Annotated in this window: 13 protein-coding genes; 10 read left to right on the forward strand and 3 right to left on the reverse strand. The window is 72.6% G+C overall.

Going from position 1 to position 14,845, the window contains the following annotated elements; genetic code table 11:
* Positions 1–22 precede the first annotated feature (22 nt).
* A complete protein-coding gene (locus ACF089_RS26100) occupies positions 23–973 on the forward strand; it encodes an SGNH/GDSL hydrolase family protein (protein ID WP_392031102.1) in 951 nt (316 codons plus the stop codon).
* Positions 974–1,067: 94 nt separating this feature from the next.
* Here the strand turns inward: ACF089_RS26100 and ACF089_RS26105 are convergent, their stop codons facing one another.
* Positions 1,068–1,697 carry a TetR/AcrR family transcriptional regulator gene (locus tag ACF089_RS26105; protein ID WP_392031105.1) on the reverse strand — a complete coding sequence of 210 codons (630 nt, stop codon included), beginning with the start codon at positions 1,695–1,697 and terminating at the stop codon, positions 1,068–1,070.
* A gap of 88 nt (positions 1,698–1,785) precedes the next feature.
* Between ACF089_RS26105 and ACF089_RS26110 the strand changes: the two genes are divergently transcribed.
* From ACF089_RS26110 to ACF089_RS26120, 3 genes are all read left to right on the forward strand, one after another.
* Positions 1,786–2,781, forward strand: a complete 996-nt coding sequence (locus ACF089_RS26110) for an LLM class oxidoreductase (protein ID WP_392031108.1) — start codon at positions 1,786–1,788, stop codon at positions 2,779–2,781.
* A complete protein-coding gene (locus tag ACF089_RS26115; protein WP_392031111.1) occupies positions 2,775–3,443 on the forward strand; it encodes a flavin reductase family protein in 669 nt (222 codons plus the stop codon). Before ACF089_RS26110 ends, ACF089_RS26115 begins: the two co-directional genes overlap by 7 nt.
* Before the next feature lie 217 nt (positions 3,444–3,660).
* Positions 3,661–4,356: a DedA family protein gene (locus ACF089_RS26120; protein WP_392031113.1), complete on the forward strand. Its 696-nt coding sequence runs from the start codon at positions 3,661–3,663 to the stop codon at positions 4,354–4,356.
* A gap of 132 nt (positions 4,357–4,488) precedes the next feature.
* Here the strand turns inward: ACF089_RS26120 and ACF089_RS26125 are convergent, their stop codons facing one another.
* Complete coding sequence (locus ACF089_RS26125; RefSeq protein WP_392031116.1) at positions 4,489–6,156, reverse strand: threonine/serine exporter ThrE family protein; 1,668 nt, start codon at positions 6,154–6,156, stop codon at positions 4,489–4,491.
* A 262-nt stretch (positions 6,157–6,418) separates the two neighbouring features.
* Positions 6,419–6,913, reverse strand: a complete 495-nt coding sequence (locus ACF089_RS26130; protein WP_108151010.1) for an inorganic diphosphatase — start codon at positions 6,911–6,913, stop codon at positions 6,419–6,421.
* Positions 6,914–7,108: 195 nt separating this feature from the next.
* Between ACF089_RS26130 and dacB the strand changes: the two genes are divergently transcribed.
* From dacB to folE, 6 genes are all read left to right on the forward strand, one after another.
* Positions 7,109–8,491 (forward strand): D-alanyl-D-alanine carboxypeptidase/D-alanyl-D-alanine-endopeptidase, encoded by a 1,383-nt coding sequence (dacB, locus tag ACF089_RS26135; RefSeq protein ID WP_392031302.1) that lies wholly within the window; start codon positions 7,109–7,111, stop codon positions 8,489–8,491.
* Positions 8,492–8,626: 135 nt separating this feature from the next.
* Entirely contained in the window at positions 8,627–9,745 is a 1,119-nt protein-coding gene (locus ACF089_RS26140; RefSeq protein ID WP_392031119.1) for a zinc-dependent metalloprotease, read from the forward strand.
* Positions 9,746–10,037: 292 nt separating this feature from the next.
* A complete protein-coding gene (tilS, locus tag ACF089_RS26145) occupies positions 10,038–11,138 on the forward strand; it encodes a tRNA lysidine(34) synthetase TilS (protein WP_392031122.1) in 1,101 nt (366 codons plus the stop codon).
* 153 nt (positions 11,139–11,291) lie between these two features.
* On the forward strand, positions 11,292–11,831 hold the full coding sequence (gene hpt, locus ACF089_RS26150; protein ID WP_392031305.1) for a hypoxanthine phosphoribosyltransferase: 540 nt from the start codon (positions 11,292–11,294) through the stop codon (positions 11,829–11,831).
* Between the two features lie 186 nt (positions 11,832–12,017).
* Positions 12,018–14,039: an ATP-dependent zinc metalloprotease FtsH gene (gene ftsH, locus ACF089_RS26155; RefSeq protein ID WP_392031125.1), complete on the forward strand. Its 2,022-nt coding sequence runs from the start codon at positions 12,018–12,020 to the stop codon at positions 14,037–14,039.
* 122 nt (positions 14,040–14,161) lie between these two features.
* The gene (gene folE / locus ACF089_RS26160) at positions 14,162–14,767 is read left to right on the forward strand and encodes a GTP cyclohydrolase I FolE (protein ID WP_392031128.1); all 606 of its coding nucleotides are present in this window, start codon (positions 14,162–14,164) and stop codon (positions 14,765–14,767) included.
* Positions 14,768–14,845 lie beyond the last annotated feature (78 nt).

A 14,845-nucleotide genomic window follows, 5' to 3' on the forward strand; every position in this document is an offset into this window, starting at 1 on the left:
CGAACTCTGACGAAGGATGGCAATGCCGCACATCAAGCGAGGCCGAGCGGCCCTCTGGACGGCCGCCGCGCTGGCCCTCACGGCCGGACTGCTCCTGCCGGGACCCCGTCCCGCCGCCGCCGCGCAGCCCGTGGAGTGGGTCGCGCTCGGCGACTCCTACACCGCCGGGGTCATCGAGGCCACGGGCCGGGTCGTCGCGGACGACGGCTGCGCCCGCACCGTCGAGTCGTACCCCGAGATCATCCGCCGGGGCCTCGGCCCGCGGGTGCACGCCGTCAACGTCAGCTGCGGCGGGGTCACGGTCGAGAACATCGTCTCCAAGGAGCGAATTCCGGTCAGCCGCCCGGTCGCTCCCGGGCAGGAGACGCCCGAGTACCCGCCGACGCCGCCGCAGATCTCGGCGGTGACCGCCGACACCGATCTCATCACCGTCGGCGTCGGCAGCGAGACGCTCGGGCTCAGCGGGATCCTGGCGGAGTGCGCGGCGCTCGGCCACGAGAGCGCGGGTCTGGGCGCGCCCTGCCGCGACGCGTTCGCCGGGAGCGTGGAGAGCGGCCTGAGCAAGGTGCGCGTGGAGTACGCGGAGATGCTCCGGGCCCTGCACGACAAGGCCCCCTTCGCCCGGGTGATCACCGTCGGCTACCCCCGTCTCGTACCGGAGGACCCGGCGCTCTGCCGGTTCAACAACCCGCTGGAGTTCGGCACGATCACCCCCGAGGATCTGCGGTGGCTGCGGACCGCGCTGCTGGAGCCGCTCAACGCGGAGATCGAGCACGCGGCCGCCGAGGCGGGCGACACCCATGTGGATCTCTACGCCTCCAGCGCGGGGCACAGCGTCTGCGACGATCTCGGCGGGCGCAACTGGGCGGACGGTCTCCAGAGCGCCGTGCCGCGGTCCTGGGCGTACGCGCACCCCAACGCCCGCGGCCAGGCCCACGCGGCCGGCCGGGTCCGGGCCGCGATCCTCTCCTGAGGCCCTGAGGCCCTGAGGCCCTGAGGCCCTGAGGTTCCCGGGGGCCGCGCGCGCGGCCCCCCGATCCTCCCGGCCCCCGGGTCCCGGCCGCCGGTCAGCCCCGGGGCGAGGCCCTGACGAGCTGTTCGAGGTGGACGGCGGCGTCCCGCAGCGGAGTGTCGTCCCCGGTCACCCGGCTGAGCAGCTCGGCGCCCTCCAGCATGCTGATCACCGTGCCGGCCAGGGAGCGGGCGGCGGCCGGATCGATGCCGCTGCCCTGGAGCTTGGCCGCGACCAGGTCCTGCCAGCGGGTCAGGGCCTCGGTCGCCGCCTCCTGGAGGCCGGGGACCCGGCCGACGGTCTCCAGCGCGGTGACCGCGACGGGGCAGCCGTCGGTCCACTCCGACTCCCGCAGGGTGTCCGCCAGCAGCAGCGCGCAGGCCGCCGCCGCCTCGGCGGGGTCGGGGGAGCGGGACAGCCCCTCGGCGAGCAGCTCGCCGAACTCGGCCGCGCCGTGGCGCATCGCCTCGATCGCCAGCTCCTGCTTGCCCCCGGGGAAGAAGTGGTAGACGGAGCTGGGGGACGCCTTCGCCGCGCCCGCGATGGCCTTGACCGAGGTGCTCTCGTACCCCTGCCGCTGGAGCAGTCCGGCGGTGGCCTCGATGATCCGGCGGCGGGTGTCCGCCTCGGACCGGCCGCCCGGCGGCGGCGAGGTGACTGCGTTCTGTTCCCTGACGTCTCCCATGGCGCCCATCCTACTGGCTGGAACGTTCGATCCAGGCGTGGTTATAGTCTGGACTGAACGTTCCAACCAGAGAAATGAGCGCAGAACGATGACAGCACCGACGCCGGGTCCCTGGGCGGACCACCCCGGATACGCCCGTATGTTCGCGCCCGGCGAGCTGACCGTGGGACTGTTCCTGCCGCTGTGGCCGTACGCGGGGGACATGGCCGGAATGCGCGGTCACACCGAGGTCGTCCAGCAGGCCGAGCGCGCCGGGTTCGCCGCCGCCTGGGTCCGCGACGTGCCGCTGGCCGATCCGTCCTTCGGCGACGTCGGGCAGGTGTACGACCCGTGGTCGGCGCTGACCTGGCTGGCCGCGCACACCTCCCGGATCGCCCTCGCGACCGGCAGCGTCATCCTCACCCTCCGCCACCCCATCGACCTGGCCAAGCAGGCGGCCTCGCTGGATCATCTCAGCGGCGGACGGCTGGTGCTCGGGGCGGCCTCCGGCGACCGCCCGGTCGAATTCCCCTCGTACGGCGTCGACCACGAGACCCGAGGGGCCCGGTACCGCGAGACGGTCGACGCCTTCCGCGAGCTGCTCGGGCCGGTCGGGCCCAAGGCGCGCGCCCAGGGAGCCGATCTGCTGCCCAAGCCGGTGAACGGACGGATACCCCTGCTGGTCACCGGCTCCTCCCAGCAGTCCCCGCACTGGATCGCCGAGCACGCCGACGGGCGGCTGATCTATCCGATGGCGACCGCCACGGCCGAGGGGCCCAAGGCGCTCGGCCGCAAGATCGCCGACTGGCGGGCGCTGGTCCCCGGCGGGGAGTTCCGACCGGTGGCCACCAATGAGTGGATCGACCTCGTCGAGGACCCCGGGCACCGGCCCACCCCGCTGCGCGGTGGATTCGTGCTGCGCACCGGGACCCGGGGGCTGATCGAACTCCTGGGCCGCTGGAAGGAGGCCGGGGTCAATCACGGCGCGCTCGGCGTCCAGCACGGCAGGCGGCCCGCCGCCGAGGTGGTGGCCCAGCTCGGCGAAGAGGTCCTCCCGCACTTCCCCGCCCTGGCCGGGCCCGAGCCGCTGGGCCCCTCGTGGTGACGGCGACCGGCCCCGCCCGCCCCGGGCGCGCCGCCCCCGGACCGGAGGCATCCGGACCGGCGGCATCCCGGTCCGCCGACCCCGCCGACCCCGCCGACCCCGCCGTCTCCGCCCCGGCCGCCCCCGGGCCCGCCCGCCCCGGCCCCGGCCCCGGCCCGGAGGAGTTCCGCGACGCCATGCGCCACTGGGCGACCGGGGTCGCCGTGGTCACCACCGAGGGCCCCGAGGGGCCGCACGGAATGACCGTCAACTCCCTGCTCTCGGTCTCCCTCTCCCCGCCCACCCTGCTGATCTCCCTGAAGCGGGGCAGCCGCACCCAGGACATCCTGGAGCGGACCGGCGGCTTCACGGTGAACGTCCTCGCCGCCGGGCAGCACGCGCTCGCCGACCGCTTCACCGGGCGGCGGGAGGTCGGCGAGGGGGAGTTCGACGGCCTGCGGGCCCGGCCCTCGTCCGGCCGCGGAGGCCCGGAACTGGACGACAGCCTGGCGGTTCTGACCTGTCGTACGACGGAACGCGTCGGGGTCGCCGACCACACGCTCGTCATCGCCGAGGTCACCCGGGTCCGGCTGCCGTCCGCCGCCCGCTCCGGCGGGCCGCTGATCTACGCGGACCGCCGCTACCGGGGGCTCGGGACGGAGGCCGTTCGTCCGGGCGGGTGAACGCGCGGCGGCCGGTCGACCCGTCGTCAACTCCCGTACGCACCCGCCCGAAAGGGCTCGGGCCGCCCCCGACGCCTCCCGCGTCCACTTCTTCCGGGGGGCCTCGCGGGGCGGGGCCGAGCGGGCCCGCGCAGAGTGCATTCTGAGATTTCGGAGCGCCTTCGCCGCGCTCCGGCCGCCGATCGCACCGATCCACGACTCAGGAGCACGGACCTCGATGACTGCCCTCGCGCTCGGACCGAGCTGGCTGGACCCGGACCATCTGATCGGGACCTTCGGGCTCATCGGGGTCCTGGTGATCGTCTTCGCCGAGTCCGGGCTGCTGATCGGGTTCTTCCTGCCGGGCGACTCGCTGCTCTTCACCACCGGTCTGCTGGTGACGACCGGAAAGCTGGACGATCTGCCGCTGTGGGCGGTGTGCGCCCTGATCGTGCTCGCGGCCGTCGTCGGCGACCAGGTCGGCTATCTCTTCGGCCGCAAGGTCGGCCCGGCGCTCTTCAAGCGGCCCGACTCCCGGTTCTTCAAGCAGGACAACGTGGAGAAGGCCCACGACTTCTTCGAGAAGTACGGGCCCAAGTCGCTGGTCCTGGCGCGCTTCGTGCCCATCGTGCGGACCTTCACCCCGGTCATCGCGGGCGTCAGCCGGATGGACTACCGCTCGTTCGTCGTCTTCAACGTCGTCGGAGGAGTGCTCTGGGGGGCCGGGGTGACTCTGCTGGGAGCGGCCCTCGGCAAGGTCGACCTGGTGCATCAGCACATCGAGAAGATCCTCGTCCTCATCGTGCTGATCTCCGTCCTGCCGATCGCCGTCGAGCTGCTGAGGGCCCGCTCGCAGGGGCGGAGGGCGGCCGCGGCCCGGTCCGTCCCGGACGACCCGGCCCCGGCCTCGCCCGGAGGCCCCGGCAACCGCTGACCTCCGACCGCCGGGGCCGCCCACCGCCTCGGGCCGCCGACTGCCGGGGCCGCCCACCGCCTCGGGCCGCCCACCGCCCGGGCCGGCGGCCGCCGGCCGCCGAAGACCGCCCACCGCCCGCCCCGGCGGGCGTCAGAACCCGCGGGTGCGCTTCGCCGCCCGGCGGGGTTCGGAGGAGCGGACCGCGCCGCCCGGCACCCGGAGGAAGAGTCGGGACATCTCGCCGCCCAGGTTCACGCCGATCGCGATGGCCAGCGCCAGCGCGGACGCCTTGGAGAGCGAGGCGAGCCCCGCGTTCAGATCGCCCCGGGCGATCGCCAGCAGTCCGAAGTAGGTCGCGCTTCCCGGCAGCAGCGGCCCGATCGCGGCGGTGACGTACGGCAGCGCCGAGGCGAACCGGTAGCGCGAGAGCATCTGCCCGAACAGACCCACCAGCCCGGCCGCCGCCGCCGTCGCCGCGACCGGCGGCACGTCCGAGGTGTTGGCGAGCACCCCGTACACCACCCAGCCGACCCCGCCGTTCAGCGTCACCAGCCAGACCGTGTCCCGCTCCTGCTGGAGCAGGACCGCGAAGCAGAGCGAGAGCCCCATCGCGGCCAGCAGCTGCACCGCCGGCCGCTCCACCGCCTGCAGCGCGGTCTCGGGGGTGAGGGCCGCGCCCAGCGCGATGCCGAGATAGAGCACGATCAGCACGCCGACGACGATGCCGACGATCAGATACACCACTTCGAGCAGCCGGGCCGCGGCGGTGATGTAGAAGCCGGTCAGACCGTCCTGGACGCCCGCGACCAGCGCCCGCCCCGGGATCAGGGCGAACAGCCCACCGGTGATGACCGCGGAGGCGCGGACGTCGAGCGGGGAGAGGATCAGTGCCACGCCCATCGCGGCCGGCGGCATGGCCGCGGCCACGAACTGGTAGAACTCCGGCAGTCCGCGCCCCGCGAAGAGCCAGGCCAGCCGGTCGCCGAGCATCGCGCTCACCGCCGCCGCCAGGAACACCAGCAGATCACCGCCGACCAGCACGGAGGCCGATCCGGCGAGCAGACCGCCCGCCACGGTGAGCGCCCAGCCGGGGTAGGGGTGCCGATTGCGCCGGATCTCCGCCAGCCTGCGGTACGCCTCCTCCAGCGAGACCTCGGCGTCCTGGGTGCTGATGTCGTGGACCAGTCGGTAGACCGCCGCCAGCCGGGTGTAGTCGGTGCCCCGGCGGCGCACCGTCCGGTTCGCCGTCACGGGATCGTCCACCAGCGACGGCTGGTAGGTGATGGAGAGCAGGGTGAAGGTGACGGTCGGCTCGCAGCGGTCGAGTCCGTACGAGCGCGAGATGGCGAACATCGCCGCCTCGACGTCCTCCGCGCCCTCGCCGCCCGCGAGCAGCAGTTCGCCGATCCGGAGGGTGAGGTCGAGCACGCGGGGCACGGCCGGACCGGCCTCGTCCTGCTTCTGCACCGTCTCCGGCACCGGCCGCTCGCCCACCGGCATCCGCAGCATGGCCCGCATCCGGTCCTGCCAGGGCCCGTCCTTGGTGAGCCGGACCGCCGGGACCCCGTGCGAGGGGGTGAAGACGGGCGGCGAGTGGCGGAAGCTGTAGGTGCTCGGGGTCGCGAAGGCGGAACCTTCCTGCTCGGCCGGCGTCTCGGCCGCGGTCGCCGCCCCCGGCGGAACGCTGAACTCCGACGTCGGGTGGTCCTCCTCCGGCGGCTCCGGCGGCTCGACCCCGGGAGGCGGGGTGAAGGCGCTGTGCGCCTCGTCGGACTGCGGTTTGCGGTCCTCGGGGGAGGGCGTGCCCACCGGCCCCATGGCCGCCCTCGGGCTCCTTTGAACCTCCGCGCCCGCTGCGCCGTCCGGGTTCTTCGAGCTTTCCGGGTCCTTGCGGTCCCGACCCTCCGGAACCTCCGGTTCCGCCACCACGTGCTGCCCTCGCTCCCTCTCGTGTCGCCGGTGTCAGCTCAGTATGTGCGTGTCCATGCCGACGTACGACTTTGGGATCTTCTGCCCCACGCACCGCGGGCCGGACACCTCCCAGAGGTGTCCGGCCCGCGGCGGCGTCGCTGCCAGGGCGTCAGTGGGCGCCGCCCTGCGCCTCCAGACGCTTGTAGGAGGCCTCGATCTCGGCCTCGGCCTCGGTGCGGCCGACCCAGTTCGCGCCCTCGACGGACTTGCCGGGCTCCAGGTCCTTGTAGACCTCGAAGAAGTGCTGGATCTCCAGGCGGTCGAACTCCGAGACGTGGTGGATGTCCCGCAGGTGCTCGACGCGCGGGTCGGAGGCCGGCACGCAGAGCAGCTTGTCGTCTCCCCCCGCCTCGTCCGTCATCCGGAACATGCCGATGGCCCGGCACTTGATCAGGCAGCCGGGGAAGGTCGGCTCGTCCAGGATGACCAGCGCGTCCAGCGGGTCGCCGTCCTCGCCGAGGGTGTTCTCGACGAAGCCGTAGTCGGCCGGGTAGCTGGTCGAGGTGAAGAGTCGACGGTCCAGACGGATGCGACCCGTCTCGTGGTCCACTTCGTACTTGTTACGCGAACCCTTCGGGATCTCGATGGTGACGTCGAACTCCACGTGTGGCTCCTCCATGATCAACACAAATATCCGGTCGTGCTGTGCCCTTCCGGGAAAGGCTCCCCGGACCCCCAGCCGTATGGTCGCTGGTGCCGACCGGGTGCTGACCGGGGTGCCGTGCACACGGCAAGACGCAGTTCTGGTGATTAAGTGTCCCTCACGCAGGTGTGTGATCGCGAAAGGGGCTGGTGCGAGGTGCCGGTGATCAGGACGTGGCAGCTCGCCGCGGGCGCCGCCGCGGTGGGGCTGGCCGTCGCCGCGGGGGCCGTCGTGGCCGCCGGACCCTGGGAATCCGGACAGCGCAGGGCCGAGCGCGACTGGGCCGCCGCCGGGGACGGCCTCGACGCCCGGAACGCCGCGCCCGGCCGCCCGGCGCCCGCCCCCAGCGCCCCCGGAGTCCTCAGCCCGCTCGGCGCCCGCACCGCCCCCGGACCCGCCGACGCCAAACCCGGCGAGCTGGGCGAGGAACTCGGACCGCTCTTCGACGACCCCGGCCTCGGACCGCTGCGCACCGCCTCCGTCATCGATGTGTCGACCGGCCGCCCGCTGTACGGCCGGGGGGAAACGAAGGCGATGACCCCGGCCTCCACCATCAAGATCGCCACCGCCGCGGCCGCGCTGACCGCGCTCGGACCCGACCACCGCGTCCCCACCGCCGTCGTCGCCTCCGGCGCCCGGCTCACCCTCGTCGGCGGCGGCGACGCCAGCCTCGACCGCGCCGGACTGCGGGCCCTCGCCGACCGCACCGCCCGCGCCCTGGACGAGCGGGGGATCGCCTCCGTACGACTGGCCTACGACACCTCCCTCTACGAGGGCAATCCGCTGCACCCCATCGGGATGAACGGCAACCTCGCCCCCGTCACCGCGCTCATGGTCGACCAGGGCCGGACCGACCCCGAGTCCACCGGATACGCCGAGCGCAGCCACGACCCCGCGGGCGAGGCGGCCCGGGCCTTCGCCCGGCTGCTCGACCGGCGCGGCGTGAAGGTCACCGCGTCGCCCGCCCCCGGCAGACCCGCGGCCGGCTCCCGCGAGCTGGCCAAGGTCTCCTCCGCCCCGCTCTCCACCCTGGCCGAGCGGATGCTGACCGACAGCGACAACGATCTCGCCGAGGCGCTCGCCCGGCAGACCGCCGTCGCCCTCGGCGAGAAGGCGAGCTTCGCCGGCGCCGGACGGGCCGTGCGCGAGCAGCTCTCCCAGCTCGGGCTCCCCCTGGCCGGCGCGCGGTTCGCCGACGGCAGCGGACTCGACCGCAAGGGCCGGGTCTCCGCCCGGCTGCTCACCGCCCTGCTGGCCCGCTCGGCCGACCCCGGCCGCCCGGAGCTGCGCCCGGTCCTGACCGGCCTCCCGGTCGCGGGCTTCAGCGGCACCCTGCGCGGCCGCTACGAGGACACCGCCCCCGGCGCCGGGCTGATCCGCGCCAAGACCGGCACCCTGACCGGAGTGAACGCGCTCTCCGGCACGGTGGTTGCCCCCGACGGCCGACTGCTCGCCTTCGCCTTCCTGGCGGGCGAGACCGACGGGCGCGACGAGGCCCAGGACGCGCTCGACAGACTGGCGGCCGCGCTGGTCTCGTAGACCGGACCGACGGCCGCGCCCCCGCCGGCCGGGCTCCGACCGGCGGACCGACCCGGGCCGGCCGCGGGCCCGGCGGCCGGACCTGCGGAACCCAACACCTCACCGTCACACCGGACCACCACGTACGGTTGACGCATGACGAGCATCCGTGGTGCCGAGATGGTGGACTGGAATCTCGCGGTGGCGACCGCGACCCGCCTCGTGCGGCCGGGACCCGAGGTGAGCAAGGACGAGGCGCGCGCGGTCGTCGCCGAGCTGCGACGGCACGCGAAGTCGTCCGAGGAGCACGTACGCGCCTTCACCCGCATGATCCCCGAGGGTCACGAGCCCGAGGACACCCCCGTACTGGTCGTGGACCGGGCGGGCTGGGTCAAGGCCAATGTGGCCGGCTTCCGCGAGCTGCTCAAGCCGCTCCTGGAGAAGATGCAGGAGCGCCGCAACGGCGGACCCACCGGCGCGGTGCTCGGCGCCGTCGGCGGCAAGGTCACCGGCGTCGAGCTGGGCATGCTGCTCTCCTTCCTCGCCTCCCGGGTCCTCGGACAGTACGAGACCTTCGCCCCCGCCACCCGCGAGCTGCCCGCGGGCGCCGACGGCGGCGGACGGCTGCTGCTGGTCGCGCCCAACATCGTCCATGTGGAGCGCGAGCTGGAGGTCGACCCGCACGACTTCCGCCTCTGGGTCTGTCTGCACGAGGAGACCCACCGCACCCAGTTCACCGGGGTGCCCTGGCTCCGCGACCACCTCCAGGGCGAGATCCAGTCATTCCTCGGCGAGACCGACGTCGACCCGATGACCGTCCTGGAGCGGCTGCGCGAGGCCGCCCAGTCGCTCGCCGGGGCCCGCCCGGAGGGCGAGGAGGACGAGAGCGGCCGCTCCATCGTCGAGCTGGTCCAGACCCCCGCCCAGCGCGAGATCCTCGGCCGGCTGACCGCCGTGATGTCCCTCCTGGAGGGCCACGCCGACTTCGTGATGGACGGCGTGGGACCCGACGTGGTCCCCTCCGTCGCCGAGATCCGCGAGAAGTTCCAGCAGCGCAGGGCCCGCGGGGCGAGCCGGCTGGACCTCGCGCTGCGCAAGCTCCTCGGGCTCGACGCCAAGCTGCGGCAGTACCGCGACGGCGAGCGGTTCGTGCGCGCCGTGGTGGAAGAGGTCGGCATGGACGGCTTCAACCGGGTCTGGACCTCCCCCAACACCCTTCCGACCAAGGCGGAGATCGCCAAGCCCGCGGACTGGATCGCCCGGGTGCACAGCTGACCCGGTCCGCGGGCGCGGCGGGCGCACCGCGGAGCGGGTCCGTGAGCACGATACGGACAGATGCCCCCGGGAGGGCCCGGGGACGCCCCCTCGGGGGCACAGCATCACCCGTCCGAGGGACCCTGGGGCCGTAGGCAGGCGTGCGATGCTCGGAGAACGGCTCGGTTCTGTCACCATCAACGCACTCTCCGTGACTGAATCATCGGTTCAGTCACTCACCGAACGCCGACTGAACCTCTGCTCCGACTCCGAACCGAGGCTCCCCCCAACCTCTTCACGAAGGGCACCGGACATGGGTCCCCATCCTGCGGTCGCGGCGATACGCCTGGCGGTCCGCCGCGTACTCCACGACATCCTGACCGAGTACACCCCCCGCCCCGACCGGGCCGCGACGGCCCCGACCGCCGACCGGGTCGCCCGGCTGCGGCAGACGGCCACCCCCGCCTGCGCCGCGGCGGCCGCCGCCGGCTCCACCGCCCCCTCCCCCCTGGTGCTGGTGGCCTGTTCCGGAGGGGCCGACTCCATGGCCCTCGCCTCCGCCCTCGCCTTCGAGGCCCGCAAACTCTCCGTCCGGGCCGGCGGCATCACCGTCGACCACGGCCTCCAGTGCGGCTCCGACCTCCGCGCCGCCGACGTCGCCGACCGCCTCACCGCGATGGGGCTCGCCCCCGTCGAGGCCATCACCGTCCGCGTCGGCCGCGAGGGCGGACCCGAGGCCGCCGCCCGCGACGCCCGCTACGCCGCCCTCGACGCCGCCGCGGAGCGCTCCGGAGCCGTCGCCGTGCTGCTCGGCCACACCCGCGACGACCAGGCGGAGACCGTCCTGCTCGGGCTCGCGCGCGGCTCCGGGATCCGCTCGCTCTCCGGGATGGCCGCCGTCTCCGGACGGCACGACCGCTACCGACGGCCCTTCCTCCAGCTCGACCGGCAGACCGTCCGCAAGGCGTGCATGGTCCAGTCCCTGCCCGTCTGGGACGACCCGCACAACGCCGACCCGGCCTACACCCGCTCCCGGCTGCGCCACGAGGGGCTGCCCGCCCTGGAGAAGGCCCTCGGCAAAGGCGTGGTCGAAGCCCTCGCCCGCACCGCCCAGCTCTCCCGCGACGACGCCGACGCCCTGGACACCTGGGCCGCCGACGCGGACTCCTCCGTACGCGACGAGAGCGGACAGCTGGAGTGCGCCAAGCTCTACGCGCTGCCCCCCGCCGTCCGCCGCCGGGTGCTGCGCCGGGCGGTGATCGACGCCGGGGCCCCCGCCGGCTCCCTGTTCGCCCGTCATGTCGAGGAAGTCGACCGCCTGATCACCGGCTGGCGGGGCCAGGGGACCATCAATCTGCCCGGCCGCGTCGAGGCGCGTCGGCAGAGTGGCAGACTTGTCATCCGGCAAGGCTGACGCAGCCGCGGCACGAGCACGGCGGCTGAGGTCACCCGGGAGCCCCTGACGGGCCCCCGGACCCCGGCCCCCGGGCACCGGCGATGTCCGCCGGACCGGGGAGGCGTACCGGACCCCGGCGAGAGAGAAAGCGACCGCGTGAACGAGAAGGACATGGGCACCGACCTCCAGTCGGTGCTCATCACCAAGGAAGAGATCGACGCGAAGCTGGCGGAGCTGGCCGCGAAGATCGACGCGGAGTACGCGGGCAAGGAACTGCTCCTCGTCGGTGTCCTCAAGGGCGCGGTGATGGTGATGGCGGATCTCGCCCGTGCCCTCTCCAGCCCCGTCACCATGGACTGGATGGCGGTGTCGTCCTACGGGGCGGGCACCCAGTCCTCCGGCGTGGTGCGGATCCTCAAGGACCTGGACACCGACATCAAGGGCCGGCACGTCCTGATCGTGGAGGACATCATCGACTCGGGGCTCACGCTCTCGTGGCTGCTGTCCAACCTGGGCTCGCGCGAGCCCGCCTCGATCGAGGTCTGCACCCTGCTGCGCAAGCCGGACGCGGCCAAGGTCGCGCTCGACGTGAAGTGGGTCGGCTTCGACATCCCCAACGAGTTCGTCGTCGGCTACGGGCTGGACTACGCGGAGAAGTACCGCAACCTGCCCTTCGTCGGCACCCTCGCCCCGCACGTCTACGGCGGCTGATCGGGCTCCCCGGCCCGGTCCGGGAACCAAGCCCCCCGATTCGCCGTTGGACCGTGGGAGGACGGGTTTGCCGTCCTCGGCGTGCGGTCACGGCAGCGATGCTGGGGTACCGTCCGAAGAACAGTCTTTTCTCACAGCAGCATTTACCTACGGGCAGGAGGGACGGGGCGACACCGCCCCGTATGGATGGACGTGAAGCGATACTTCCGTGGGCCGGTCATGTGGATCGTGCTGGCCGTCCTCGCCGTGGTCGTGTTGATGCAGGTCGTCGGCTCGTCGGGCGGCTACAAGACAGTGGACACCGGCCAGGTCGTCCAGGCGATCGACAAGAACCAGGTCGACTCGGTCAAGCTCACCACCGGCGACGAACAGATCATCAAGGTCGACCTCAAGGGCGACCACAAGGTCAAGGGCAGCGGCAAGATCCAGGCCAGCTACATCGGCACCCAGGGCTCCGCCCTCGCCGACAAGCTCCAGGCCAAGTACGAGGCCGGTGACATCTCCAAGGGATACACCGTCTCGCCCTCCAAGCAGAGCCCGTTCATCTCGGTGCTGCTCTCCCTGCTGCCCTTCGTACTGATCGTGCTGGTCTTCCTGTTTCTGATGAATCAGATGCAGGGCGGCGGCTCCCGAGTGATGAACTTCGGGAAGTCCAAGGCCAAGCTCATCACCAAGGACACCCCCAAGACGACCTTCGCCGATGTGGCGGGGTCCGACGAGGCGGTCGAGGAGCTCCACGAGATCAAGGAGTTCCTCCAGGAGCCGGCGAAGTTCCAGGCCGTCGGCGCCAAGATCCCCAAGGGTGTGCTGCTGTACGGCCCGCCCGGCACCGGCAAGACGCTGCTGGCGCGCGCCGTCGCCGGCGAGGCGGGCGTTCCGTTCTACTCGATCTCCGGCTCCGACTTCGTGGAGATGTTCGTCGGCGTCGGCGCCTCCCGGGTGCGCGACCTCTTCGAGCAGGCCAAGGCGAACGCCCCGGCGATCGTCTTCGTCGACGAGATCGACGCCGTCGGCCGGCACCGGGGCGCGGGCCTCGGCGGCGGTCACGACGAGCGCGAGCAGACGCTGAACCAGCTGCTGGTCGAGATGGACGGCTTCGACGTCAAGGGCGGCGTCATCCTGATCGCCGCCACCAACCGGCCCGACATCCTCGACCCGGCGCTGCTGCGCCCGGGCCGTTTCGACCGGCAGATCGCGGTCGACCGCCCGGACATGCAGGGCCGTCTGGAGATCCTCAAGGTTCACCAGAAGGGCAAGCCGGTCGCCCCGGACGTCGACCTGGGGGCCGTCGCACGGCGTACTCCGGGCTTCACCGGAGCGGATCTGTCGAATGTGCTGAACGAAGCCGCGCTCCTCACCGCGCGCAGCGACAAGAAGCTGATCGACAATCACTCGCTGGACGAGGCGATCGACCGGGTGGTCGCGGGACCGCAGAAGCGGACCCGGATCATGTCGGACAAGGAGAAGAAGATCACCGCGTACCACGAGGGCGGACACGCCCTGGTCGCGGCGGCGCTGCCGAACTCCGACCCGGTCCACAAGATCACTATCCTCTCCCGCGGCCGGGCCCTCGGTTACACGATGGTCCTCCCCGACGAGGACAAGTACTCGACCACGCGGAACGAGATGCTCGACCAGCTCGCCTACATGCTGGGCGGGCGCGCGGCCGAGGAGCTGGTCTTCCACGACCCGACCACGGGCGCGGCCAATGACATCGAGAAGGCCACCACCACGGCCCGCGCGATGGTCACGCAGTACGGCATGACCGAGCGTCTCGGCGCGATCAAGTTCGGCGGCGACAACACCGAACCGTTCCTCGGCCGGGAGATGGCGCACCAGCGCGATTACTCGGAAGAGGTCGCGGCGCTGGTGGACGAAGAGGTCAAGAAGCTGATCGAGACCGCGCACAACGAGGCCTGGGAGATCCTGGTCGAGAACCGCGACGTGCTCGACAATCTCGTTCTCGAGCTGCTGGAGAAGGAGACGCTGGGCAAGGAGCAGATCGCGGAGGTCTTCGCCCCGATCGTGAAGCGTCCGGCCCGTCCGGCGTGGACCGGTTCCTCGCGGCGTACGCCCTCCACCCGTCCTCCGGTGCTCTCGCCGAAGGAGCTGGCGCTGACCAACGGCGCCGCGGGTGCGGTCGCCTCCGCCCCGGCGGACTCGGCCCCGGCGATCGAGTCGGTCCCGGAGGAGCGTCCGGAGAGCTGACGGCCCTCAGCGGGGTCGCCGATCTCACGGTCCCGGAATGAATGCCGCGTCCCCCCAGGTTTTAGCCTGGGGGGACGCGGCATTCGTATGACCGCGGCCCAGAGCAAGAGGAGCGAGCGCAGATGACCGACCCGGTGACGCTGGACGGCGAAGGCATGATCGGTGATTTCGACGAGAAGCGGGCCGAGAACGCCGTGCGGGAACTCCTCATCGCGGTCGGGGAGGACCCGGACCGCGAAGGGCTGAGGGAGACCCCGGGGCGGGTGGCCCGGGCCTACAAGGAGATATTCGCCGGGCTCTGGCAGCGGCCCGAGGATGTGCTGACGACGACGTTCGACCTCGGGCACGACGAGATGGTCCTGGTGAAGGACATCGAGGTGATGAGCTCCTGCGAGCACCATCTCGTCCCCTTCGTCGGGGTGGCCCACGTCGGCTACATCCCGTCCTCCGACGGGAAGATCACGGGCCTGTCCAAGCTGGCCCGTCTGGTCGATGTCTTCGCCCGCCGGCCGCAGGTGCAGGAGCGGCTGACGACCCAGATAGCCGACTCGCTGATGGAGATCCTGGAGCCGCGCGGAGTGATCGTCGTGGTCGAGTGCGAGCACATGTGCATGACCATGCGCGGGGTGCGGAAGCCGGGCGCCAAGACCATCACCTCCGCGGTCCGCGGCCAGCTCCGCCAGGCGGCCACCCGCAATGAGGCGATGAGCCTGATCATGGCCCGCTGATCCGCCGCCGAAGGGGCGCGGGCCGCCCCGGGCGACCGGCGACAACGCGGTGAGCCCCGTCCGGCCGGACGGGGCTCA

This window comes from Streptomyces sp. NPDC014894, from assembly GCF_043080985.1.
Classification (GTDB): domain Bacteria; phylum Actinomycetota; class Actinomycetes; order Streptomycetales; family Streptomycetaceae; genus Streptomyces.